Origin of the sequence: Methylobacterium sp. WL9, from assembly GCF_008040035.1 — a bacterium.
Classification (GTDB): Bacteria; Pseudomonadota; Alphaproteobacteria; order Rhizobiales; family Beijerinckiaceae; genus Methylobacterium; species Methylobacterium thuringiense.
Map to the genome: position 1 here is coordinate 71,753 of NZ_VRVE01000003.1, position 23,811 is coordinate 95,563.

Annotated in this window: 19 protein-coding genes; 16 read left to right on the forward strand and 3 right to left on the reverse strand. The window is 64.8% G+C overall.

The features are described 5' to 3' along the window. The first annotated feature begins 12 nt into the window (after nucleotides 1-12). From nuoI to dnaE, 16 genes are all read left to right on the forward strand, one after another. Nucleotides 13-501, forward strand: a complete 489-nt coding sequence (gene nuoI / locus FV217_RS02210; RefSeq protein ID WP_147813854.1) for an NADH-quinone oxidoreductase subunit NuoI — start codon at nucleotides 13-15, stop codon at nucleotides 499-501. Nucleotides 502-621: 120 nt separating this feature from the next. Then, nucleotides 622-1,242, forward strand: coding sequence for an NADH-quinone oxidoreductase subunit J (locus tag FV217_RS02215; RefSeq protein ID WP_147813856.1), 621 nt, complete (start codon nucleotides 622-624; stop codon nucleotides 1,240-1,242). A gap of 5 nt (nucleotides 1,243-1,247) precedes the next feature. Beyond that, complete coding sequence (gene nuoK, locus FV217_RS02220) at nucleotides 1,248-1,553, forward strand: NADH-quinone oxidoreductase subunit NuoK (RefSeq protein WP_147080454.1); 306 nt, start codon at nucleotides 1,248-1,250, stop codon at nucleotides 1,551-1,553. A gap of 49 nt (nucleotides 1,554-1,602) precedes the next feature. Further along, entirely contained in the window at nucleotides 1,603-3,708 is a 2,106-nt protein-coding gene (gene nuoL / locus FV217_RS02225) for an NADH-quinone oxidoreductase subunit L (protein ID WP_147813858.1), read from the forward strand. Further along, entirely contained in the window at nucleotides 3,708-5,243 is a 1,536-nt protein-coding gene (locus tag FV217_RS02230; RefSeq protein ID WP_147813860.1) for an NADH-quinone oxidoreductase subunit M, read from the forward strand. Before nuoL ends, FV217_RS02230 begins: the two co-directional genes overlap by 1 nt. Further along, nucleotides 5,240-6,685 carry an NADH-quinone oxidoreductase subunit NuoN gene (gene nuoN / locus FV217_RS02235; RefSeq protein WP_187272400.1) on the forward strand — a complete coding sequence of 482 codons (1,446 nt, stop codon included), beginning with the start codon at nucleotides 5,240-5,242 and terminating at the stop codon, nucleotides 6,683-6,685. The genes FV217_RS02230 and nuoN overlap by 4 nt, the downstream gene beginning before the upstream one ends. A 3-nt stretch (nucleotides 6,686-6,688) precedes the next feature. Beyond that, complete coding sequence (locus tag FV217_RS02240; protein WP_147813862.1) at nucleotides 6,689-7,600, forward strand: biotin--[acetyl-CoA-carboxylase] ligase; 912 nt, start codon at nucleotides 6,689-6,691, stop codon at nucleotides 7,598-7,600. A 19-nt stretch (nucleotides 7,601-7,619) separates the two neighbouring features. Next, nucleotides 7,620-9,293, forward strand: a complete 1,674-nt coding sequence (locus FV217_RS02245; protein WP_147813864.1) for a ribonuclease J — start codon at nucleotides 7,620-7,622, stop codon at nucleotides 9,291-9,293. 174 nt (nucleotides 9,294-9,467) lie between these two features. Then, nucleotides 9,468-9,872 carry a methylmalonyl-CoA epimerase gene (gene mce, locus FV217_RS02250; protein ID WP_147813866.1) on the forward strand — a complete coding sequence of 135 codons (405 nt, stop codon included), beginning with the start codon at nucleotides 9,468-9,470 and terminating at the stop codon, nucleotides 9,870-9,872. A 26-nt stretch (nucleotides 9,873-9,898) separates the two neighbouring features. Further along, the gene (locus tag FV217_RS02255; protein WP_238231520.1) at nucleotides 9,899-10,213 is read left to right on the forward strand and encodes a DUF1467 family protein; all 315 of its coding nucleotides are present in this window, start codon (nucleotides 9,899-9,901) and stop codon (nucleotides 10,211-10,213) included. 95 nt (nucleotides 10,214-10,308) lie between these two features. Then, entirely contained in the window at nucleotides 10,309-10,992 is a 684-nt protein-coding gene (locus tag FV217_RS02260) for a hypothetical protein (protein WP_147813870.1), read from the forward strand. A gap of 114 nt (nucleotides 10,993-11,106) precedes the next feature. Continuing rightward, nucleotides 11,107-12,438, forward strand: a complete 1,332-nt coding sequence (locus FV217_RS02265) for a sugar MFS transporter (protein ID WP_147813872.1) — start codon at nucleotides 11,107-11,109, stop codon at nucleotides 12,436-12,438. Between the two features lie 427 nt (nucleotides 12,439-12,865). Beyond that, nucleotides 12,866-14,191 (forward strand): proline--tRNA ligase, encoded by a 1,326-nt coding sequence (gene proS / locus FV217_RS02270; protein WP_147813874.1) that lies wholly within the window; start codon nucleotides 12,866-12,868, stop codon nucleotides 14,189-14,191. A 292-nt stretch (nucleotides 14,192-14,483) separates the two neighbouring features. Beyond that, on the forward strand, nucleotides 14,484-15,788 hold the full coding sequence (locus tag FV217_RS02275) for a lipoprotein-releasing ABC transporter permease subunit (RefSeq protein WP_147814017.1): 1,305 nt from the start codon (nucleotides 14,484-14,486) through the stop codon (nucleotides 15,786-15,788). A 16-nt stretch (nucleotides 15,789-15,804) separates the two neighbouring features. Then, on the forward strand, nucleotides 15,805-16,515 hold the full coding sequence (locus tag FV217_RS02280; RefSeq protein WP_147813876.1) for an ABC transporter ATP-binding protein: 711 nt from the start codon (nucleotides 15,805-15,807) through the stop codon (nucleotides 16,513-16,515). Between the two features lie 502 nt (nucleotides 16,516-17,017). Continuing rightward, nucleotides 17,018-20,539: a DNA polymerase III subunit alpha gene (dnaE, locus tag FV217_RS02285; RefSeq protein ID WP_147813878.1), complete on the forward strand. Its 3,522-nt coding sequence runs from the start codon at nucleotides 17,018-17,020 to the stop codon at nucleotides 20,537-20,539. A 9-nt stretch (nucleotides 20,540-20,548) separates the two neighbouring features. Here dnaE and FV217_RS02290 read toward each other — a convergent pair whose 3' ends face one another. The 3 genes from FV217_RS02290 to FV217_RS02300 form a co-directional block, all read right to left on the reverse strand. After that, on the reverse strand, nucleotides 20,549-22,156 hold the full coding sequence (locus FV217_RS02290) for a hypothetical protein (RefSeq protein ID WP_210245113.1): 1,608 nt from the start codon (nucleotides 22,154-22,156) through the stop codon (nucleotides 20,549-20,551). A 409-nt stretch (nucleotides 22,157-22,565) separates the two neighbouring features. Beyond that, entirely contained in the window at nucleotides 22,566-22,970 is a 405-nt protein-coding gene (locus tag FV217_RS02295) for a VOC family protein (RefSeq protein ID WP_147813880.1), read from the reverse strand. A gap of 209 nt (nucleotides 22,971-23,179) precedes the next feature. Beyond that, a complete protein-coding gene (locus FV217_RS02300) occupies nucleotides 23,180-23,539 on the reverse strand; it encodes a hypothetical protein (RefSeq protein ID WP_147813882.1) in 360 nt (119 codons plus the stop codon). Between the last annotated feature and the right edge of the window lie 272 nt (nucleotides 23,540-23,811).

Here is a 23,811-nt window from a genome sequence, read left to right on the forward strand (position 1 = left end):
AAGGATCGCGCCGTGAAGCTCGATCAGGTCGCCCAGAGCCTGCTGCTCAAGGAGTTCGTGTCGGGGCTGATCCTCGGCATGAAGTATTTCCTCAAGCCGAAGGCCACGATCAACTATCCCTTCGAGATGGGGCATCGCGGCCCGCGCTTCCGCGGGGAGCATGCCCTGCGCCGTTATCCCAACGGCGAGGAGCGCTGCATCGCCTGCAAGCTCTGCGAGGCGATCTGCCCGGCCCAGGCCATCACCATCGAGGCCGGCCCGCGCCGCAACGACGGCACGCGCCGCACGACCCGTTACGACATCGACATGGTGAAGTGCATCTATTGCGGCATGTGCCAGGAGGCCTGCCCGGTGGACGCCATCGTCGAGGGGCCGAACCTCGAATTCTCCGTCGAGACCCGCGAAGAGCTTCTCTACGACAAGGACAAGCTGCTCCTGAACGGCGATCGCTGGGAGCGCGAGATCGCGAAGAACCTCGCGGCGGACGCGCCGTATCGCTGACGCGGAGCGGCGCGCTGTTGTGCGCTGCAGGAGCGAGTTCTATAGACGGCCGGCTTCCCGCCGGCCCCTGGCCCCGAGGCAGAAGGAGCCGCTGATCCAGCGGCTGATGCTGATCACCGCATGACCGCAGCCGCCGCCTTCTTCTACCTGTTCGCGGGCTTCGCCATCGCCAGTGGATTCATGGTGATCGCCGCCCGTAACCCCGTCACCTCGGTGCTCTTCCTGATCCTGGCCTTCGTGAACGCCGCAGGTCTGTTCGTTCTAATGGGGGCCGAGTTCCTCGCGATGATCCTCGTGGTCGTCTATGTCGGCGCGGTGGCGGTGCTGTTCCTGTTCGTCGTGATGATGCTCGACGTGGACTTCGCCGCGCTTCGCCAGGGCTTCCAGCAATATCTCCCCATCGGCGGCCTGATCGGCGCTATCTTCGCGATCGAGCTGATCCTCGTCGTCGGCTCCTGGACGATAGACCCCGGCATCGTGCGCACGCCGATCGGCTCGACCGCCGCCAGCGAGGGGCTCACCAACACCCAGGCGCTCGGCCGCGTGCTCTACACGGACTACGCCTACTTCTTCCAGATCGCCGGCTTGGTGCTGCTCGTCGCGATGATCGGCGCCATCGTGCTGACCTTGCGCGACCGTCCCGGCGTCAAGCGCCAGAACATCTCCGTCCAGAACGCGCGGACGCAAGCGATGGCGGTCGAGAACCGCAAGGTGCCCTCCCGCCAGGGCGTGGAGGTCTAAGCGCCATGATCGGTCTCAGCCACTACCTCACGGTCGCCGCGATCCTGTTCACGCTCGGCGTGCTCGGCATCTTCATCAACCGCAAGAACGTCATCGTGATCCTGATGTCGATCGAGCTGATCCTGCTCGCCGTGAACATCAACCTCGTGGCGTTCTCGACCCATCTCGACGACATCACGGGACAGGTCTTCGCCCTGTTCGTGCTGACCGTCGCCGCGGCGGAGGCCGCGATCGGGCTCGCCATCCTGGTGGTGTTCTTCCGCAACCGCGGCTCCATCGCCGTCGAGGACGTGAGCATGATGAAGGGCTGACCGGTCCCGGCCACCCCTTCGTCCGCCTGCTGCGAGGCCGCACAGAACCATGTATCACGCCATCGTCTTCCTTCCCCTGATCGGCGCCCTGATCGCCGGCCTGTTCGGCCGCCTCATCGGCGCGCGGGTCAGCGAGTACGTGACGACGAGCTGCCTCGCCTTCGCCTGCCTGATCGCCTGGGGGGCGTTCTTCATCGTCACCGGCGAGGGCGGCCATGCCGAGCGCGTACAGGTGGCGCAGTGGTTCTCGGCCGGCGACCTGAACGTCGACTGGGCCTTCAAGATCGACACGCTGACCTGCGTGATGCTCGTCGTCGTCACCACCGTGTCGACGCTCGTGCACCTCTACTCCGTCGGCTACATGGAAGAGGATCCGCACCGGCCGCGCTTCTTCGCCTACCTGTCGCTCTTCACCTTCGCCATGCTGATGCTGGTGACGGCCGACAACCTCGTGCAGATGTTCTTCGGCTGGGAGGGCGTCGGCCTCGCGAGCTACCTGCTCATCGGCTTCTGGTACGAAAAGCCCTCGGCCAACGCCGCCGCGATGAAGGCCTTCATCGTCAACCGCGTCGGCGATTTTGGCTTCTCGCTGGGCATCTTCTTGGTGTTCGTGCTGACCGGCTCCGTGTCGTTCGATGCGATCTTCGCCAAGGCCCCTGAGCTCAAGGACGCCGCCTTCCACTTCCTTGGCTACGACTGGAACGCCCTGACGCTTGCCTGCCTGCTGCTGTTCATGGGCGCCATGGGCAAGTCGGCTCAGTTCCTGCTCCACACCTGGCTGCCGGACGCGATGGAAGGCCCGACGCCGGTCTCCGCGCTGATCCACGCCGCCACCATGGTGACGGCCGGTGTGTTCATGGTGGCGCGCCTGTCGCCGCTGTTCGAGCTGGCTCCGGTAGCACTCTCGGTGGTGACGATCATCGGCGGCATCACCGCCTTCTTTGCGGCGACGATCGGGCTGGTGCAGAACGACATCAAGCGGGTCATCGCCTATTCGACCTGCTCGCAGCTCGGCTACATGTTCGTCGGCCTCGGCGTCGGCGCCTACGCCACCGGCGTGTTCCATCTCTTCACGCACGCCTTCTTCAAGGCGCTGCTGTTCCTCGGCGCCGGCTCGGTCATCCACGCGATGCACCACGAGCAGGACATGCGGAACATGGGCAACCTGCGCCGCTACATCCCCTTCACCACGGCGATGATGACGATCGGCACCCTCGCGCTGATCGGCTTCCCCTACACCGCCGGCTACTACTCGAAGGACGCGATCATCGAGGCGGCCTACATGTCGGACCGCCCCGGACATGTTCTCGCCTTCCTGGCGACGGTAATCGCGGCCTTCATGACTTCGTTCTATTCCTGGCGCCTGTTCTTCCTCACCTTCGAGGGACCGGCCCGCTGGGGCGCGGCTGCGCATCACGACGCCCATCCGGCGGTGGCTCACGCGACGCATGCCGACGGCAAGCCCGGCCACACCGAGGGCGCGGCGCATGACGAGCACGGCTCGAACGTCGAGCCCGCGCACAAGAGCGACGTGGTGCCCGATCACGCGGGCGATCACGGCCATGGGCACGACCATACCCCGCACGAGAGCCCGCTGGTGATGACGATCCCGCTGGCGGTGCTGGCCTTCGGCGCGCTCTTCGCCGGTGTGATCTTCAAGGATCGCTTCATCGGCGAAGGCATGGACGCGTTCTGGGGCCACTCCCTGGCGCACGGCCCCGACAACCACATCATGCACCAGATCCACGAGGCGCCGGGCTGGGTCTCGGCCTCGCCGTTCATCATGCTAGTTCTCGGCTTCGTGCTCGCCTTCTGGATGTATATCCGCCGGCCCGAACTGCCGCACATCCTCGCCGAGCAGCAGCCGAGCCTATACCGCTTCCTGCTCAACAAGTGGTACTTCGACGAACTCTACGACCGCATCTTCGTCCGGCCGGCCAAGAACTTCGGCCTCTTTCTCTGGAAGGAGGGCGACGGGCGGATCATCGACGGGATGGGGCCGGACGGCATCTCGGCGCGCGTCGTCGACGTCACCCGAGGCGTGGTCCGTCTCCAGACCGGCTACGTCTACCACTACGCCTTCGTCATGCTGGTGGGCGTCGCCGGCCTGATCACCTGGTACATGCTGACCGGCGCGGCCGGGGGAATGCACTGATGCTCGGCCTCGGCATCCTCTCCGGCCTGCTCATCGTCCCGCTCTGCGGCGCGGCCTTCATCCTGACGCTCGGTGACGAGACCGAGGCCGTGAAGCGCAACGCCCGCTGGGCTGCGCTGATCACGACCATCGTCACCTTCCTGCTCTCGCTCGCCGCCTGGGCGCGCTTCGACATCGCGTCCCCGAGCTTCCAGCTCGTCGAGACCCATTCGTGGCTCGCTGAGACAATAAAATTCAAGCTCGGCGTCGATGGGTTCTCGATGCCGTTGATCCTGCTGACCACCTTCCTGATGCCGTTCTGCATCGGCGCCTCGTGGCGCTCGATCGACGTGCGGGTGAAGGAGTATTTCGTCGCCTTCCTCGTGCTCGAAACCACGATGATCGGCGTGTTCCAGGCCCTCGACCTGGTGCTGTTCTACCTGTTCTTTGAAGCCGGCCTGATCCCGATGTTTCTCATCATCGGCATCTGGGGCGGCAAGCGGCGCATCTACGCGAGCTTCAAGTTCTTCCTCTACACGCTGCTCGGCTCGGTGCTGATGCTGCTCGCCATCATGGCGATGTACTGGGAGGCCGGCACCACCGATATCCCGACCCTGCTGACGCATCGTTTCCCGGTCGAAATGCAGACTTGGCTCTGGCTCGCCTTCTTCGCCTCCTTCGCGGTGAAGATGCCGATGTGGCCGGTCCATACCTGGCTGCCCGACGCGCACGTCGAGGCGCCCACCGCAGGCTCAGTAATCCTCGCTGGCATCCTGCTTAAGATGGGCGGTTACGGCTTCATCCGGATCTCGCTGCCGATGCTGCCGGACGCCTCGGCCTATTTCGCGAACTTCGTGTTCGCACTCTCGGTGGTGGCGATCATCTTCACCTCGCTCACCGCGATGATGCAGACCGACATCAAGAAGCTGATCGCCTACTCGTCCGTCGCCCATATGGGCTTCGTGACGCTCGGCCTGTTCACGCTGAACGAGCAGGGCATCCAGGGCGCACTGTTCCTGATGATCTCGCACGGCATCGTCTCCGGCGCGCTCTTTCTCTGCGTCGGCGTGGTCTACGACCGGATGCACACCCGCGAGATTTCCGCCTATGGCGGCCTCGTGAAGCGGATGCCGCTCTACGCCGCCGCGATGATGGTCTTCACCATGGCGAATGTCGGCCTGCCCGGCACGTCCGGCTTCGTCGGCGAGTTTCTGGCGATGATGGGGGCCTTCAAGGCGAACCCGATGGTCGCTTTCTTCTCCGTCTTCGGCATCATCCTTTCGGCCGGCTACGCGCTTTGGCTCTACGCCCGCGTGATCTACGGGAAGCTCGAGAAGCCGAACCTTCAGGGCATCCTCGACCTCGACCTGCGTGAAAAGATCATCATCGCGCCGCTCGTCGCGCTGACGATCTGGTACGGCGTGCACCCCGCGCCGATCCTAGACACCTTCGCGCCCTCCACCGAAGCGCTCATGGTCAACATGAAGACCGCCCTCTCCAACACGCAGGCCGCCGAACGCGCGGTCGCGGGCAAGGCCGAGGTCGCAGCGCGATGATCACCCATCTCCATTCCGTGATGCCGTCGATCGGCCCGCTGCTGCCGGAGATCATCCTTTCGGTCGGCGTGCTGGTGCTGATCCTCTACGGCGCCTTCCGTGGCGACCGTTCGGTCGAGGGCGTCAATGTCGGCGCGCTGATCCTGCTGATCCTGACCTTCTTCGTGGTGGTCTCCGGCCACGGCAAGGTCGTCACCCTGTCCGGCTCCTTCATCTCGGACAATTTCTCGCGGATCATGAAGGCGCTGATCCTGATCGGATCGGCCGCGACCATTCTGCTGTCGCGGGACTACTTTCAGCGCCAGCGCATCGACCGCTTCGAGTACCCGGTGCTGATCGTGCTCTGCACCATCGGCATGATGGTGATGGCCTCGGCCAACGATCTCATCGCGCTCTATCTCGGCCTCGAACTGCAGTCGCTCGCCGCCTACGTCATCGCCGCCTTCAACCGCGACGACGTGAAGTCGACCGAGGCCGGCCTGAAGTACTTCGTGCTCGGCGCGCTCTCCTCCGGCATGCTGCTCTACGGCGCATCGCTGGTCTACGGCTTCACGGGTACGGTCTCGTTCCCGGGCATCGTCACGGCACTGAACGGCGAGCCGGCCGGCTTCGGCATCGTCCTCGGCATCGTCTTCGTGGCGGCCGGCGTCTGCTTCAAGCTCGCCGCCGTGCCGTTCCACATGTGGACGCCCGACGTCTACGAGGGCTCGCCGACGCCGGTGACGGCCTTCTTCGCCTCGGCCCCGAAGATGGCGGCCATGGCGATGACAGTGCGGGTCTTCATCGGCGCCTTCCCCGACGTCACCGCGATTTGGCAACAAATTATCGTTTTCGTCGCCATCGCTTCCATGGCGCTCGGCTCCTTCGCGGCCATTGGCCAGACGAACATCAAGCGCCTGCTCGCCTATTCCTCCATCGGCAATGTCGGCTACGCCCTGATCGGCCTCGCGGCCGGCTCGGAGGAGGGCATCCGCGGCGTCGTGATCTACATGATCATCTATCTCGCGATGACCCTCGGCGCCTTCGCGGTGCTGCTGGCACTCCGCCGCAAGAACCAGATGTTCGAGACGATCGGCGATCTGTCGGGCCTCTCGCGCACGCATCCATGGCTGGCCTTCAGCCTCGCCGCGATGATGTTCTCGCTGGCCGGCATCCCGCCGCTCGCCGGCTTCTTCGCGAAGTTCTACGTCTTCGCGGCCGCCATCAAGGCGGGCCTCGTGACGCTCGCCGTGATCGGCGTTGTGACCAGCGTGGTCGGTGCGTTCTACTACCTGCGCCTCGTCAAGGTGATGTATTTTGACGAGCCTCAAGCGCCTTACGAACCGATGGCTCCGGGGTTGCGCATCGTGCTCGGCCTGTCGAGCGCCGTCGTCGTGCTGTTCTTCCTGGCGCCGGCCCCGCTGGTGGCGGCGGCGGGTGCGGCGGCGAAGTCACTCTTCTAGGACATGGGGTTTCGGCTCAGCCCGGAGGCCCGGGCCGCGGGCTATCGCCTGCACGCGCACGACGTGCTCGGCTCGACCAACACCGAGGCGCTGGAGCGGGCGCGTGCCGGCGAAGCCGGGCCACTCTGGGTAGTGGCCCATCGCCAGAGCGAGGGCAGGGGCCGGCGCGGCTTGGCCTGGGTTTCGCCCGAAGGCAACCTCGCCGCGAGCCTGCTGTTTCCGATCGCGGGCGTGGCACCGGACGACGTCGCGACACTGGGCTTTGTCGCCGGGCTGGCGCTGGTGAACGCGCTGGACGATGTCGCCTTTAGTGGATGGGACGCGGGCTCTCCTCCCTCCTGTGGGGAGGAGTTGGAGGTGGGGGTGGCTGAGCCTGCCTGCGCCGGACCAAGCGGAACCACCCCCACCCTCGATCCCTCCCCACAAGGGGGAGGGAAGGCGCCCTGCAAGGCCAACGCTACGTTCCGCCTGAAATGGCCCAACGACGTCCTCGCCAACGGCAAAAAACTCGCCGGCATCCTGCTCGAGGCGGATGATCGGCGTGCCGTCGTCGTCGGCTTCGGCATCAACGTGCTGGCGGCGCCCGAAGGTTTGCCGTATGCGGCAACGTCCCTTGCTGCGCTGGGCTGCGCCGCGGACGCTGCGGCCGTGCTCGATGCGCTGTCGTGCCGGTTTGTGGAAGCGGCCCGGATCTGGAACAAGGGGCGCGGATTTTCGAGCGTCCGGCAGCGCTGGCTACAGCGCGCCGCCGGGATCGGGGCGCCCGTAACGGTGCGCCTGCCCGACAGGACGCTCAACGGTCTTCACGACGGAATCGACGAGAGGGGGCGGCTCATGATCCTCGCCCCGGATGGAATGACGCATACCGTGACGGCGGGCGAGGTGCACTTCGGAAGTGCCGCGACGGCGGCTTGAACGTGGACACAAGAAAAAAATGACTTCACGGCAGGACGAACTCGTCTTCGTGCCGCTCGGCGGCGTGGGCGAGATCGGCATGAACGCGGCCCTCTACGGGATCGGTCCCGAGAAGAGCCGCAAATGGATCATGGTCGATCTGGGCATGGGGTTCGCGGGCGAGGAGGGGCTGCCGGGCATCGAACTGATGTTCCCGGACCTCACCTTCATCGAGGAGCGCAAGCAGGATCTGCTCGGTATCTTCATCACGCACGCGCACGAGGACCATATCGGTGCCGTGAGCGAGCTGTGGTCGAAGCTGAAGGCGCCGGTCTACGCGACCCGCTTCGCCAAGCAGCTCCTCGAGACCCGCCGCCTCTCGGAGCCCGGCGCGCCGAAGGTGGTACTGAAGGAGATCAAGATCGGCCAACGGCTGCAGATCGGTCCGTTCGAGATCGAGTACGTGCCGGTGGCCCACTCGATCCCCGAATCGAACGCCGTCGCCATCCGCACCGAGCACGGTCTCGTGCTGCATACGGGCGATTGGAAGCTCGACGACACGCCGGTAGCCGGCGCCAGCACCTCGCCCGAGGCCTTCAAGGCGCTGGGCGACGAGGGCATCGTCGCGCTGATCTGCGACTCGACCAACATCATGCGCGAAGGCCGCAGCCACAGCGAGGCCGAGGTTTCGGCGACGCTCAAGCGCCTGATCGCCGAAGCGCCGCACCGCGTCGCGGTGACGACCTTCGCCTCGAACGTTGCCCGCATTCGCGCCGTCGCCGAGGCCGCGCAGGCCTGCGGCCGCGAGGTGCTGGCCGTCGGCCGCGCCATGGACCGGGTCATCGACGTCGCCCGCGAGTGCGGCTACCTCGACGGCCTGCCCGACTTCCGCAGCGCCGATTCCTACCACCACCTGCCGCGCGAGAAGGTGGTCTGCCTCCTCACCGGCTCCCAGGGTGAGGACCGCGCCGCCATGGCCCGCGTCTCGCGCGACGACCATCCGGCCGTCTCGCTCACCGCCGGGGACCGCGTGATCTTCTCCTCCCGCGCCATTCCTGGCAACGAGCGGGCCGTCGGCGCTATCGTCAACGACCTGATCGAGATGGGTATCGAGATCATCACCGACCGGACCGAACTGGTCCACGTCTCCGGCCATCCGCGCCGCGACGAGATGGCGGCGATGTATGCCTGGACGCGGCCGAAGGCGGCGATCCCGGTCCATGGCGAGGCGCTGCATCTCGACGAGCATGCCCGCTTCGCCCGCGCCCAGGGCGTCGAGACGGTGGTGAAGGCCCGCAACGGCACGCTGATCCGCCTCGCGCCGGGCAAGCCCGAGATCATCGAGCACGTGCGGGCGGGGCGCCTCTACAAGGACGCCAACGTCCTGATCGATGCGAAGGACCGGGCGATCCCCGAGCGCCGTAAGCTCTCCCAGGCCGGCGTCGTCTCGGTGGCCATCGCCATCGACAACCGCGGCACCGTGCTGGGCACGCCCGCCGTCGACATCATGGGTCTACCGAACAAGGGCCGGGGCGGCGAGGCGCTGATCGACACGGTGGCCGAGACGGTCTCGCGCACGCTCTCGGGCCTGTCCCCAGGCAAGCGCCGCGACTCGGAGGCGGTCGAGAACGCCGTCGACCGCGCCATCCGCTCGGCCCTCAACGACGTCTGGGGCAAGAAGCCGGCCTGCCACGTGCAGGTAGTGGAGGTCTGAGAACCAAACCCTCCCCCCTCTGCGGGGGAGGGTGCCCAAGGAGTGGGCGGGCGAGGGGAGCGACCTCTCAGAATACGTCGTTCCTCTCGCCCGACCCGCTTCGCGGGCCACCCTCTCCCGCAGAGGGGAGAGGGGACCTACGTTGAGTTTGAAGATGCGAGAGGGAGCAACACGATGATCGGCCGGCTCAACCACGTCGCCATTGCGGTGAAGGATCTCGATGCGGCGACCGCGATCTATCGCGACACGCTCGGCGCCAAAGTCACCGAGCCGCTGCCGCAGCCCGACCACGGCGTCACCGTCGTGTTCGTGGAACTGCCGAACTCGAAGGTCGAGCTCATGGCCCCCCTCGGCGAGAATTCGACCATCCAGGGCTTCGTCGACAAGAACCCGTCCGGCGGCATCCACCATGTCTGCTACGAGGTCGACGACATCATCGCAGCCCGCGACAAGATGAAGGCGGCCGGCGCCCGCGTGCTCGGCTCGGGCGAACCGAAGATCGGCGCGCACGGCAAGCCGGTGATCTTCCTGCACCCGAAGGACTTTCTCGGCACGCTGGTCGAGCTGGAGCAGGTCTGATCCCGTTGCGCCGCCTCTTCGCCAGCATCGCGATCTCGACCCCGAAGACCCTCGGGGTCCTCGTCGTCCTCATCGCGGCGATCGTCACGGTGGCGGTGAAGGGGTTCGCGCTGACGGTGTTCGGGGCGCTGGCGCTATTCTTCGTGCTGTGGTGGACCTTCCTGTTCGCGGTGCTGCCGCTCGGTAACCAGGCCGAGGCCGATCCGGGCCGGCTGGTTCCGGGGCAGGATCCGGGCGCGCCCGCCAGGCCGCGGCTGCGTGAGAAGGCCCTGCTGACGACGGTGGCCGCCGCTTTCGCGTTCTTTCTCGCGATCACCGTGTTTCCGCTCGCGCGGCTGTGACGAACGCTGCCTCTGCCGCCGGCCTTGTCGTTGCCCGGAACGGTCGTTATGCGCAGCCGGCATCCCTGGACATTCCGGCGACGCCGCCTGTCGCGATGAGCAATTCCGACGAAATCCTCGAAGAGCCCACGCCCGTGGCATCTGTCCGTCCGGGGCTCCCGCGCCCGGGGCGGCCGCGCTGGATCTATCATCCCGCCCTGATCCCGCGCCGGGGCAACCGCTTCGAGGGGCGGGGCCTGGGAGCTGCATGGCTCCGGCTGACGACGCTGTTCTACGGGCCGTCCTCCGACAATCTCGTGAAGGTCGGCCGCAAATTTCGGACGAAAGGCCTCGTGATCACGGTGGCCGGCGCCGGCAATCGCGTCGAGATCGGCGACGACGTCAGCTTCTCCGGCCGGATCGAGGTGCGCGGCTTCGGCCTGACTGTGAAGATCGGCGACCGCTGCGACGCCAAGCGGACCCGGATCATCGCCGCCGATGCCGGCGTCGGCATCGGCGACGATTGCCTGATCGCGGCCGGCGTTCACATCCGGACGAGCGACATGCACGTCATCGTGGACCGTGCCGGCGGCGAGCGGGTGAACCCGCCGCGCGCGGTGGTCGTCGGTACCGGTGTCTGGATCGCCGGCGAGGCTGCTCTCCTGAAAGGCGCCGGTGTGCCGGACGGGTGCGTGGTCGGGTTCCGCTCCGTGGTCACGCAGGTCTTCGACGAGACCGATTGCGTCCTGGCGGGTGTGCCGGCCCGTGTCGCCCGCCGGGGGATCGCCTGGACCCGCTGAACGGGCCTGGCCTCCCGAGGCGGGCGATTGACAGGATCTGTCGCGGCTTCGACAGTTTCACGCGACGGTTGTGCCCCTTCGCGGGAGAGCGCGGCCGCGCCGAGGGAGACGATCATGGCCATGATGCCGGGTGCTTCGAGCCCGCCCGCCGATGACGGGGGCGCCGGCAGCGTCGGCCACGCGTACCTGCTGCCCTGCATGCTGGCCCTGTTCTTCACCTGGGGTTTCGCGACCGTTCTCGTCGACATCGTCACGCCGAAGCTCAAGAGCCTGTTCGAGCTGAGCTACACCGAGGCGACGCTGACGCAGTTCTGCTTCTTCTTCGCCTATGCCGTGATCTCGCTACCGGCCGGCGCCCTCGTCGGGCGGATCGGCTACATGCGCGGCCTCGTCGTTGGGCTCCTCGTGATGGCCTGCGGCTGCCTGACCTTCGCGCCGGCCGCGCGGATGGGGCTGTTTCCCGTCTTCCTGCTGGCGTTGTTCGTGATGGCCTCGGGGATCGCGATCCTGCAGGTCGCGGCGAATCCCCTGGTGACGAAGCTCGGTCCGGCCGCGCAGGCGCCGAGCCGGCTGACGCTGGCGCAGACCTTCAACTCCCTCGGGACCACCGTCGGCCCGGCGGTCGGCGCCTGGGCGATCCTCTCGCACGTCTCCGAGATCAAGGACCCGGGTGCGATGGCGCCCGCGGCGCTCGCCGCCGCGCGGCAGGCCGAAGGCGCGGTGCTGCAATGGCCTTTCCTGATCATCGCCGCTGGGCTCGGGGTTCTCGCGGTCTTCTTCTGGAGCGTGCGCGCCTGGGTCACGGAGGATGCCCGCAACGGTACGCGGACGGAGACGCACGGGCTCGGCCTCGACCTGCTGAAGCGGCCGAAGCTCGCGCTCGGGGCTCTGGCGCTCTTCCTCTATGTCGGCGCCGAAGTCGCGATCGGCACGCTGATGGTGAGCTATCTGGAGCAGCCGCGCGTGCTCGGGGCGAGCGCCGAAGAGGCCGGTCATTTCCTGAGCCTCTACTGGGGCGGGGCTCTCCTCGGCCGCATCGTCGGCAGCGTCGTGCTGCGCTACGTCCGCGCCGGCTTCGTGCTCGGTTGCTGCGCCCTCGCTTCGGGCGCGCTCGCGACGATCTCGGGGCTGTCGAGCGGGATGCTCGCCGCCGTCGCGCTGATCGTGGTGGGGCTTTCCAACGCGGTCATGTTCCCGACGATCTTCGCCATGGCGATCGACGGCCTCGGCAAGCGCACGGCGCAGGGCGCCGGCATCGTCTGCGTGGCCATCGTCGGCGGCGCCGTCGTGCCGGTGGTGACGGGCTACCTCGCCGACACCGTCGGTCTCAGCCTCGCGCTGGCGGCCCCGGTCGTCTGCTATCTCTGTATTGCCGGCTATGCCTTCGCCAATCTTCGCGAAGCACGGGCAAATGAACGACGAGTTCTCGAGGCTCAGGCCGTCTGACCAAGGACCTGCGAAGTTTCGGCGGGCCGCTCCAAATAAAAAAGCAAGGCATTGAGCCTTGCTTTGAAGCGATAAGACGGTACCAGCCTATATTATCTCACGTTCTTGAGACGACGTGGCGGCTGTTTGTTCCTCCCGAGACTCGGACCGTGCGCTGCCTCTAGAGGGCTGCGACCATCACGGCGCTGCTTATAGGAAGAAGATTTCTATTTGTCACCGGTCTTGGAGCGTTGTGCTGCGTTTTTTTGCCGAGACTGCGACAGTATGCTCCCAGACCGTCCGGCGGATTGCTCGCTCGCGCCGCCGCCCTCGGCCCGAGGTGCGGATCCACCGCGAACGCTTGTCTTTTCCGGGCGCAATGTGTTGTGTGCGCTCGCGCGTATCGGGGTAGGCCCGCTGCTGCGACCAAGCATTGCCAAGGCCTTCGATGCGTCTGACCCGTTATTTCCTGCCGACGCTGCGCGAGACGCCTAAGGAAGCGCAGATCGTTTCCCACCGGCTGATGCTGCGCGCCGGCCTGATCCGCCAGGAAGCCGCCGGCATCTATGCCTGGCTGCCGCTCGGCCTGCGCGTGCTGGAACGGGTCTGCGCCATCGTGCGCGAGGAGCAGAACCGCTCGGGTGCCATCGAGATCCTGATGCCGACGATCCAGTCGGCCGACCTCTGGCGTGAATCCGGACGCTACGAGGCCTACGGCAAGGAGATGCTGCGCATCAAGGATCGGCACGATCGCGACATCCTCTACGGCCCCACCGCCGAGGAAGTCGTCACCGAGATTTTTCGCGCAAGCGCGCGGTCGTACAAGGATCTCCCAAAAAACCTCTACCAGATCTCCTGGAAGTTCCGCGACGAGGTGCGTCCGCGCTTCGGCACCATGCGCTCGCGCGAATTCCTGATGAAGGACGCCTATTCCTTCGATCTCGACCAGGCCGGCGCCCGGCACGCCTACAATAAGATGTTCGTCGCCTACCTGCGCACCTTCGCGGCGATGGGCCTGCGCGCGATCCCGATGCGCGCCGATACCGGCCCGATCGGCGGCGACCTCAGCCACGAGTTCATCATCCTGGCCCAGACCGGCGAGAGCGAGGTGTTCTGCGATCGCGCCTATCTCGATTTCGAGATCCCGGCGGTGAACGTCGACTTCGACGACGTCGCCGGCCTGCAGGGCACCGTCGACGCCTGGACCTCGCATTACGCCGCCACCGACGAGATGCACGACGCGGCCGTCTTCGCCGAGGTGCCGGAAGAATCCCAGATGTCCGCCCGCGGCATCGAGGTCGGGCACATCTTCTACTTCGGCACCAAGTATTCCGAGCCGATGAAGGCCGTCGTCACAGGGCCGGACGGCAAGGAGCAGCCGGTCCATATGGGCTCCTACGGCATCGGCCCGAGCCGGCTGGTGCCTGCGATCATCGAGGCGAGCCATGACGAGGCCGGCATCATCTGGCCGGATTCGGTGGCGCCCTTCGACGTGGCGCTGATCAACCTCAAGGTCGGCGACGCCGCGGTCGACGCCGCCTGCGCCGGGATCGAGACCGATCTCCAGGCCGCCGGGATCAGCCTGCTCTACGATGACCGCGACGACCGCCCCGGCGCCAAATTCGCCACCGCCGACCTCATCGGTCTGCCCTGGCAGGTCATTGTCGGGCCGAAGGGCCTCGCCGACGGCAAGGTCGAACTGAAGCGCCGTGCCACCGGCGAGCGCGAACTGATCGCGCCGGTCGATCTGGTCTCGCGGCTGAAGCGGGTCTGAGGGTCGCTACGATCGGCGGCACGGCTCTCTCCTGCCCCTTGTGGGGAGGAGTTGGGGTTGGTGCAGACGGCACCGTTACGCTCGATCCTGAGCCTCCCCCACCCTTGACTCCTCCTCGCAAGCGGAAGGGGAAGCGAGGCGCCGCTCACTCCGATCAGCTTGAATTGGCCTGACGCCTTAATCTTGCGAGGTTTTGTCTGTTCTGGATCGGCGCTTGCGAAGTTTCGGCGGACCCGAACGGGCAGTCTAGGAGTGCCGGTGTGAGGCGGATCATCACGTGGCGGGTTTGACGATGGCGAGCGCGACGGGCCTCGCGGGCCGGGCGAAGCGGTTCGCCGGTTCGCTCGGGGCGGGCGGCACGCTGCCGTTCTGCGGCTTCGAATGGATGATCGCGATGCGCTACCTGCGCGCGCGCCGCCGCGGCGGCGGCGTGTCGGTCGTCGCACTGTTTTCCGTCCTCGGTATCGCCTTGGGCGTCGCCAACCTCATCATCGTGCTCTCGGTGATGAACGGCTTCCGCTCCGAATTGCTCGCCAAGATCGTCGGGCTCAACGGCCACGTCTTCGTCACGCCGATCGACCGTTCGCTCACCGACTATGCCGACCTCGCCGACCGCCTGGAGAAGGTGGCCGGCGTCAAATCCGCCATTCCCCTCGTCGAGGGTCAGGCCTTCGCCTCCTCGCCCTATGGCGGCAGCGGCGTGCTCGTGCGCGGCGTGCGCGCGGCCGATCTCGACAAGATCGCCACCGTCTCGAAGAGCCTGAAGAGCGGCACGCTGGCCGGTTTCGACGACGGTACCGGCGTCGCCGTCGGCGCGCGGCTCGCCGAGACCCTGGGTCTGCAATCGGGGGACAGCATCACCCTCTCGACGCCGAAGGGCGCGACGACCCCGTTCGGCACCGCGCCGCGCCAGAAATCCTACACGGTGAAGGCGGTGTTCGAGATCGGCATGACCGAGTTCGACCAGACCTTCGTGTTCATGCCGCTCACGGAGTCCCAGGCCTTCTTCAACCGCGAGGGCGACGTCAGCCATATCGAGATCTATCTCGACAACGCCGATGCGGTCGCCGATCTGCGCAGCGACCTCGAAATGGCTGCCGAGCGGCCGGTGCTGCTCACCGACTGGCGCCAGCGCAACAAGACCTTCTTCGGTGCGCTCGAGGTCGAGCGGAACGTGATGTTCCTGATTCTCAACCTCATCGTCATCGTCGCGACGCTGAACATCATCTCCGGCCTGATCCTGCTGGTGAAGGACAAGTCGAGCGACATCGCGATCCTGCGCACCATGGGCGCGACGCCGGGCACCATCATGCGGGTGTTTCTGCTCAACGGCGCGCTGATCGGCATCGTCGGCAGCCTCGCGGGCCTCGTGCTCGGCGTGGTGTTCACGCTGAATATCAAGCCGATCCAGCGCACGCTGTTTCCCGGCGCCTGGGACCCGACCGTGCGGTTCCTCGCCGAAATCCCGGCCGAGATGAACACGACCGAGGTCACGACGATCGTGCTGACCTCGATCGCGCTGGCGCTGGCCGCGACCCTGTATCCCTCCTGGCGTGCCGCCCGGCTCGATCCGGTGCAGGCGCTTCGCTATGGATGACCCTGGATTGACGACGATGACGACCGACAAGCCCGCCGGCACGCAGCCGGTGCCGGCCCTGTTCTTCGCGGGCGTCGAGCGACGCTACACACAGGCGAAGGGCGCGCTCGAGATTCTTCGCGGTGCCGATCTCGCGATCTGGCCCGGGGAGCTGGTTGCGCTCGTTGCGCCGTCCGGCACCGGCAAGTCGACGCTGCTGCACGTCGCCGGCCTGCTGGAGCGGCCGGACGGCGGCGAGGTCTTCATCGGCGGCCGGCCGACCTCTGCGATGTCGGATTCCGAGCGCACCCGGATCCGCCGCGAGGAGATGGGCTTCGTCTACCAGTTCCACCACCTGCTGCCGGAGTTCTCGGCGCAGGAGAACGTGGTGATGCCCCAGCTCATCCGCGGCCTCGGCAAGGCCGACGCGCGCGCGCGGGCCGCCGAACTCCTGAGTTTCCTCGGCCTCGCCGAGCGTATGACGCACCGCCCGGCCGAGCTCTCGGGCGGCGAGCAGCAGCGCGTCGCCATCGCCCGCGCCGTCGCCAACGGCCCGCGCTTGCTGCTGGCCGACGAGCCCACAGGCAACCTCGACCCGCAGACCGCCGGCACCGTCTTCGGCATCCTGCTCTCGCTGGTGCGCGCGTCGGGCCTCGCGGCGCTGATCGCGACCCACAACATGGATCTCGCCGCGCGCATGGACCGCCGGGTGACCATTCGGGATGGACTGATCGAGCAGGTGGATTGAACTGCCGCCGTCATCGCGAGATGGAGGCAAGGCAATCTCGGGCCTACGTGCCGGTTCCATATGTGGCCCCCGATCGCTTCGCCTCCCTCGCGATGACGGCGGCGCCTGAATTCACACCCCGTTAACCCCAGTCTCCGAACACCCCATCCACAGGCTTTACACAGAACAAAACAAGAACAAAGATCGCTCTAGCGGAACGGAGCGAGCGCAGCCATGATCCGAAACACGCTTTTCACGAACCTCGTCGAATTCGCGGCCTTCGGTCTCCTCTCGGGGGCGGTGGTGCTTTGGGCGGTAGCCTTGGCGCCGATCCATTGAGCGAGGCTTTCGCCCGAAGATCCGTCCACAGGCAAACGCCTGCAGCCGGCGTTGCGCGCAGGGATCGGCCCCGCGGCATGATGCGGGAGGGGGAGGGGCGGTGGATATCGGGCTTCGTGTTCCCGTGCGCCTCGACCCCCGCTGTCGACTCGCAGATGGTGTCGGCCTGCAACAAAGGTCCCCCATGGCGCGCGTGCTGAAGGAGGTCGGCTTCGTCCACCTCCACGTCCACTCCTCCTATTCGCTGCTCGAAGGCGCGCTGAAGGTCGGCGACATCGTCAAGGCGGCGGTCGCCGACCGGCAGCCGGCGCTCGCGCTCACCGACACCAACAACCTGTTCGGCGCGCTGGAATTCTCGGAGAAGGCCTCCGGCGCCGGGCTGCAGCCGATCGCGGGGATGCAGCTGACGGTCTGCTTCGAGGACCCGGACCCGAAGGTGCGGGGCTCCGTGCACGGCCTCGCCAACCTCGTCCTGCTGGCCCAGAACGCCACCGGCTACGGCAACCTGCTGCGGCTGGCGAGCCGGGCCTATTTCGACGTGCCCCTCGGCGAGCCGCCCCGCGTCACGGCCGCGGCGCTGAAGGAGTCCGGCGCCGGGTTGATCGCGTTGACCGGCGGCGCCAGCGGCCCCCTGGACGCGGCGCTGCGGGCCGGCCGGCCGGAACTGGCACTGCGCCGGATCGAGGCGCTGAAGGCGGCCTTCGGCGAGAGCAACCTCTATGTCGAGCTGCAGCGCCACGGCCTTGCCGACGAGCGCGCGGTCGAGCGCGAACTGCTCGGCCTCGCCGAGCGCAACGGCCTCGGGCTGGTGGCGGCGAATGAGCCGTTCTTTTCCAAGGCTGCCGATTACGACGCGCACGACGCGCTCCTCGCCATCGCCGAAGGCCGACTCGTCTCGGACGAGCGCCGCCGCCGGCTGACGCCGCAGCACGGCTTCCTGACGCGGGCCGAGATGGGCACGCTCTTTTCCGACTTGCCCGACGCCCTCTCGGCGACGGTCGAGATCGCCATGCGCTGCGCCGTCCGCGTGCGCACGCAGAAGCCGATCCTGCCGAACTTTGCGCGGGTGGCCGCTGGCGAAACGCCGAACATGGCCGAGGCTGTCGCCGAAGCCTCCGACGCCGTGCCGCAGGAGGTTGCGGCCGACGAGCCGACCGAGCTGCGCCGGCAGGCCGAGGCCGGGCTCGAACTGCGGCTGAAGCAGCACGGCACCGCGCCGGGTTTTTCCGAGGACGATTACCGCACGCGGCTCGCCTTCGAGCTCGACGTCATCACCGGTATGAAGTTTCCCGGCTACTTCCTGATCGTCTCCGACTTCATCAAGTGGGCCAAGGACCACGACATCCCCGTCGGACCGGGCCGCGGCTCGGGCGCGGGCTCGGTGGTGGCATGGTCGCTGCTCATCACCGACCTCGACCCGCTGCGCTTCGGCCTGCTGTTCGAGCGCTTCCTCAACCCCGAGCGCGTCTCGATGCCGGATTTCGACATCGACTTCTGCGTCGAGGGCCGCGAGCGCGTGATCCGCTACGTGCAGGAGCGCTACGGCGAGGCCCAGGTCGCGCAGATCATCACCTTCGGTACGCTGCTCGCACGCGGCGTGCTGCGCGACGTCGGCCGCGTTCTGGAGATGCCCTACGGGCAGGTCGACAAGCTGACGAAGCTGGTGCCTCAGAACCCGGCAAACCCCGTGACGCTGTCCCAGGCGATCGAGGGCGAGCCGAAGCTGCAGAGCGCCATCGAGGAGGAGCCCATCGTGGCCCGCCTCATGGACATCTCGAAGAAGCTCGAAGGCCTGCACCGCCACGCCTCGACCCATGCTGCCGGCGTAGTGATCGGCGACCGGCCGCTCGAACAGCTCGTCCCGCTCTACCGCGACCCGAAGACGGGCATGCGAGTGACCCAGTTCAACATGAAGTGGGTCGAGCAGGCCGGCCTCGTGAAGTTCGACTTTTTGGGTCTCAAGACCCTGACGATGCTCAGGTGCTGCACGGACCTCCTGAAGAAGCGCGGCATCGAGATCGACCTCGCCTCGCTGCCGCTCGACGACGAGAAGACCTACATCCCCATGGGGCGCGGCGAGACGGTCGGCGTGTTCCAGGTGGAATCCGCCGGCATGCGCAAGGCTCTTTGCGAGATGCAGGCCGACCGCTTCGAGGACATCATCGCGCTGGTGGCCCTCTACCGGCCGGGCCCGATGGCCAACATCCCGGTCTATTGCGAGCGCAAGCTCGGGCGCGACGCCGGCAACGAGGCCGCCTGGTACCCGCACGAAAAGATCGCGCCGGTGCTGAAGGAGACCTTCGGCATCATCGTCTACCAGGAACAGGTGATGGAGATCGCCAAGGTCCTGGCCGGCTACTCGCTGGGCGAGGCCGACATGCTCCGGCGCGCCATGGGCAAGAAGATCCGCTCGGAGATGGACGCCCAGCGCGACCGCTTCGTGAAGGGCTGCGTCGAGCGCGGGCTCTTGAAGCCCAAGGCCAACGAGATCTTCGACCTCCTGGCCAAGTTCGCCGATTACGGCTTCAACAAGAGCCACGCGGCGGCCTACGCCCTGCTGACCTACCAGACCGGCTACCTCAAGGCGAACCACCCCGTCGAATTCCTCGCCGCCGCGATGAACCTCGACATCGACGTCACCGACAAGCTCGCCGAATTCCGCCAGGACGCGCAGCGCCTGAAGATCGTCGTCGAGCCGCCCTCGATCAACAGCTCGGGCGTCACCTTCGAAGTGCACGAGGGCCGCATCGGCTACGCGCTGGCCGCGATCAAGGGCGTCGGCCGCGCCGCCGTCGAGTCGATCGTGGAGGCGCGCGGCAGCGAGCCGTTCAAGGACCTCGCCTGCTTCGCCCGGCGGCTCAACCCGCGCCACGTCAACAAGCGCACCCTCGAAGCCCTGATCGCCGCCGGCGCGCTCGATTGCATCGAGGCGGACCGCGCCCGCGCCTGGGCCGCCGTCGAGCCGATGATGAAGATGGCGCAGGGCGCGGCCGAGGCCGAGGGCAGCGGCATCGACGACATGTTCGGCGGCGTCGCCGCCACCTCGGTCGGCCTGCGCATCCCCGGCCACGAGTGCTGGCCGATGGCCGACACGCTGAAGCGCGAATACGAGGCGATCGGCTTCTTCCTCTCGGGCCACCCGCTCGACGAATACGGCGACCTCCTCCAGAAGCTGCGCGTGCAGAGCTGGTCGGAGTTCTGCGCCACGGTGCGCGCCAACGGCGGCGGCTTCGGCAAGGTCGCGGCCTCCGTGCTCGACCGCTCCGAGCGCCGCACCAAGAGCGGCAACAAGCTCGGCATCGTCACCCTCTCCGACCGCACCGGCCATTTCGAGGCGATCGTCTTCCAGGAGGGGCTGAACCAGTACCGCGACATCCTGGAGCCCGGGAAGCCGCTGGTGCTCACCCTCCAGGCCAACCTCGAAGGCGAGGACGTCCGCGCCCGCATCACCACCGCCGAACCCCTCGACGCCGCCGTCGCCCGCCACCAAACCGGCATGCGCATCTTCATGCGCGACGAGCGCCCGATCGGCTCGGTGCAGCAGCGGCTGACCATGCGCGGCGAGGGTGAGGTGTCCTTGATTTTGATGCTCGACGGGGGCGAGCGCGAGGTCGAGGTGAAGCTGCCGGGGAAGTATCAGGCCAGCCCGCAGGTGGCCGGGGCGCTGCGGGCTGTGCCAGGGGTGGTTCAGGTGGAGGTGAATTAGATTTCGTCTCTATATCGGCGAAAGTGCCAAGGCTGAATGCAGCATAGGGTGGATTCTAACTCTTGCTGCATCGGGGATTACGCTTGGCGCAATAGAAGGCTCATCCAGATGGGAATAGCTAATCCTCTCGTTAGTTCTAAGCTTTACACCAATGGCGCCAACTCGGTACAAAATAGAAAGGGCCTCTTTTACAAATACCATCGGCTCTCCGCCACCTTCAATGTAGGCAATCGCTGCTGCATGAATAGGATCAAAGTCTATTTTCGGATCGGCCGCGATTTCTAAGGCGCATTTCTCGGCAGATTTATCTTCTACCAATTTGTCAATGCTGAAACTTTCCTTCTTTGCGGACGCGACGAAATCGAGCAAGCGCTTCAATGTCGGAAAAGCACTCAGCCATTCCTGTTCAAGAGCATCGCGCCGGATGCGAGAATATTCTTTCTCTGCTTGCTTTATTTTTGCTGCAGAAATTTCATATGTTCCATCCGATACTTTGAGACATTGATTAACAAAAGCGATTATGTCGCGTGGTCTCATAAGTGTTCTATCAAGCATGTAATCCATTGGATCTACGCTTCCAACATTATAGGCAAAAACATCTGTAAACTCTAAATTAGTGCTAGGACTGTATTGTTTTCTAAAAAGAGTCCTAATTATTTTGTTTATAAGGTCTGTTAAAAGTGCTTTATTCCATTCGATTCTCAGAAAATAATCTTCATATTTTTCGCGCTGGAATGATAGATTTTTTGTCTCCTGCAGTACTCGCTCAAGAATGTCTGATCGCATGCAGACTATAAGTTTGAGATTCGATATTCTTCGAAACGCTTTGAGAGACTCGATCAGTGCGCGAATTAAGCGTAATCTTATGCTCGTATCTACCCAATGTTCATCAAGTTTATCAATGAGTATATAGTAATTTCGGCCTCCATAATAGCTTTTGCCATCGTCATTGTCACTAAGTATGTCAATTACACCTGCGAGCTCAGCAAGTTGATCTGCGCTGATAACTTTTCGGGCTCTTGAGATAAGTTCAGACTTTTTATCTGTGCTTAATTGCTTGGCATACTGACCGCGAGATTTTATTTTGTGTGTTTCTCCCCCAAGCTCAATCTCAAGTTTATTTTCCATTTTTTCAGTCAATTCTTTTATGTTTTGATCCATTGTGATCCAGAATTTCGACTCCCACTCCTTTAAATAGCTGAGACTTTTTTTCTTTCGTGGATCACCGCCAAAGCGGTCGCACAGTTTGTCAAATATACTTCTAGAAGACGACTCGTCCGTGATATCCCACCGCAGGCGTATGTATTCTATACAAAGAACGTGTTTCCATAGTGTCTGAAAAAACAGATCTAAATCTGCGCCAATAGTATGAAGAAAATTCAATATATCTGAGTTGGCGACGTAGTTCATTGCCATATTAAGAGGTTCTAATTCATGACAATGATTATTATTATTGATTATATATCGAACTATAGCCGTCTTTCCAGCGCCTGTTCGACCATCTAGTATCATCCCAGCGTGTCCGGGGTCTATGCTTCTCTGTACAGCAGGATGATGTACAAAACACTCGAACAGAAATTCATCGTCAAATTCGGCGGCATTACTTCCGATCGACATGCCATTCTTGAGAATAAGTTTGTTTGAATTCCTGGACGTACGGGACATTCGAGGGTAACCAATGGGTTGCAGGCACTGTAACAAATAAACTTGCACTACGCAGCCTAATATCAAACACCTTTGTTGGCTACCCTGCTCAGTTGCACCACGATTTCAAAGATGTCTCCGGAAGAAGCCCGTTTGCTAAAAATAAATTTTCAAGAAACAAAAATAAATATGTTTTATTTATTCTGTAGTGTTAAGAAGTAAATTTTAGAAGTCGATTTAGAGAATGAATAGTATTTAGAAAATATATATTATATCTAGGCAAGCTACTAAGTCAATAAGTGCTGTGATTGTGTTATGTTGATCGAGATGACTTGAGGAATGACGGAACGGTAAAATTTTATTCCGTGTTTGGAGAACGCCCCTACAAAAATCGCCACCCCCGCTGCAACACCTCGATCTTGTACCCATCCGGGTCTGCAATAAAAAAGAACCGCGCCTTGCCGCCGCTGGAATGCGCAAGCTCCTTGAGATTCCCCGGCGCCAGGCCCGCGTCCTTCATCCGGGCATGCGCAGCGTCGAGGTCGGCGACCGAGACGGCAAGGTGGCCGTAGCCGTTGCCGAGGTCGTAGGGCTCGCTCTGGCTCTTGTTGACGGTCAGCTCCAGCTCGAAGCCGGATTCGGGGTTCGACAGGTAGATCAGGGTGAACCCGTCGAAGTCGAGCCGGTCGGCGATCTCGAGGGCGAAGGCCGTGCGGTAGAATTCGAGGGAGCGGGCCTCTTCGCGCACGCGGACCATGGCGTGGATCAGCTTCGGCGTGTCGGTCATGCGCGGTGTCCGGCTTTGGATGGCGGCAGGTTCGATCGCGGAAGTAGGGCTGCGGCCGGGTGGCGGGTAGTGGGAGGATGGCGCCGCCGCCCACTCCACCACACTGCGCATGGTCCCCCTCGCCCACGGGGCGAGGAAACGCGCGACATCCTCCTCCGCCACTGGGGGAGGTGGCCGCGAAGCGGACGGAGGGGGTCTACGCCTCCCGATCAGGCAGGCGAATCGAGTTCCGTAAACGGCTCGGTCCGGTGCCCCTCGCAGACCTCTGCCTCGTCGCTGAGCACCTTGAGCACCCCACCCTCGTGGCGGATCACGGCCTTCGGCCGCTCCGCCTTGCCGAAGGTCCGGCCCTTCATGTGGCTCGACACGCAGTAGAGGGTGCGCCCGCTATCGTCGAACGGCCCGCTGATCCGGCTCTTCTCGAAGCGCACCGGGAGGATCGAGATCGAACCGAAATCGACCTGGCCGAGGGTCAGCGCGGCGATGCGCGCGCGCAGCGTTCCGGTCGACGGGGACGGGGCGGCGGAGGTCGCGATGCCGGTGCATCCGCCGGTCGAAAGGGCCAGCATGGCGGCGAGGCAGGCCACCTGGACCCGAGGCAGTATGAGCGCCGGTCGCACTGACGATGCCCGGCTGACCGGATCGCGCCCGCCTTCGTCATTGCGAGCCGCAGGCGAAGCAATCCAGGGCAGCCGCTCCGGCGTCGTGTCCGTGGCCCTGGATTGCTTCGCGGCGCTCGCAATGACGGCAGGGGCTTCAAACGATCGGTTGGTAGCTGAAACTCGGTAGCGCATCGTCCCACGGGCCTCCCTTCGGAAGGCTATCGCAGCTCACTGCGTGG

Coding starts and splice junctions, on each gene's coding strand:
- FV217_RS02290 (WP_210245113.1), bottom strand. CDS start 22,156: ATGTCGATCGGAAGTAATGCCGCCGAATTTGACGATGAATTTCTGTTC.
- FV217_RS02215 (WP_147813856.1), top strand. CDS start 622: ATGACCGCAGCCGCCGCCTTCTTCTACCTGTTCGCGGGCTTCGCCATC.
- FV217_RS02240 (WP_147813862.1), top strand. CDS start 6,689: ATGGGGTTTCGGCTCAGCCCGGAGGCCCGGGCCGCGGGCTATCGCCTG.
- nuoL (WP_147813858.1), top strand. CDS start 1,603: ATGTATCACGCCATCGTCTTCCTTCCCCTGATCGGCGCCCTGATCGCC.
- FV217_RS02275 (WP_147814017.1), top strand. CDS start 14,484: ATGGCGAGCGCGACGGGCCTCGCGGGCCGGGCGAAGCGGTTCGCCGGT.
- FV217_RS02245 (WP_147813864.1), top strand. CDS start 7,620: ATGACTTCACGGCAGGACGAACTCGTCTTCGTGCCGCTCGGCGGCGTG.
- mce (WP_147813866.1), top strand. CDS start 9,468: ATGATCGGCCGGCTCAACCACGTCGCCATTGCGGTGAAGGATCTCGAT.
- FV217_RS02265 (WP_147813872.1), top strand. CDS start 11,107: ATGGCCATGATGCCGGGTGCTTCGAGCCCGCCCGCCGATGACGGGGGC.
- proS (WP_147813874.1), top strand. CDS start 12,866: ATGCGTCTGACCCGTTATTTCCTGCCGACGCTGCGCGAGACGCCTAAG.
- FV217_RS02260 (WP_147813870.1), top strand. CDS start 10,309: ATGAGCAATTCCGACGAAATCCTCGAAGAGCCCACGCCCGTGGCATCT.
- nuoK (WP_147080454.1), top strand. CDS start 1,248: ATGATCGGTCTCAGCCACTACCTCACGGTCGCCGCGATCCTGTTCACG.
- FV217_RS02295 (WP_147813880.1), bottom strand. CDS start 22,970: ATGACCGACACGCCGAAGCTGATCCACGCCATGGTCCGCGTGCGCGAA.
- nuoN (WP_187272400.1), top strand. CDS start 5,240: ATGATCACCCATCTCCATTCCGTGATGCCGTCGATCGGCCCGCTGCTG.
- FV217_RS02300 (WP_147813882.1), bottom strand. CDS start 23,539: ATGCTGGCCCTTTCGACCGGCGGATGCACCGGCATCGCGACCTCCGCC.
- FV217_RS02230 (WP_147813860.1), top strand. CDS start 3,708: ATGCTCGGCCTCGGCATCCTCTCCGGCCTGCTCATCGTCCCGCTCTGC.
- FV217_RS02280 (WP_147813876.1), top strand. CDS start 15,805: ATGACGACCGACAAGCCCGCCGGCACGCAGCCGGTGCCGGCCCTGTTC.
- dnaE (WP_147813878.1), top strand. CDS start 17,018: ATGGCGCGCGTGCTGAAGGAGGTCGGCTTCGTCCACCTCCACGTCCAC.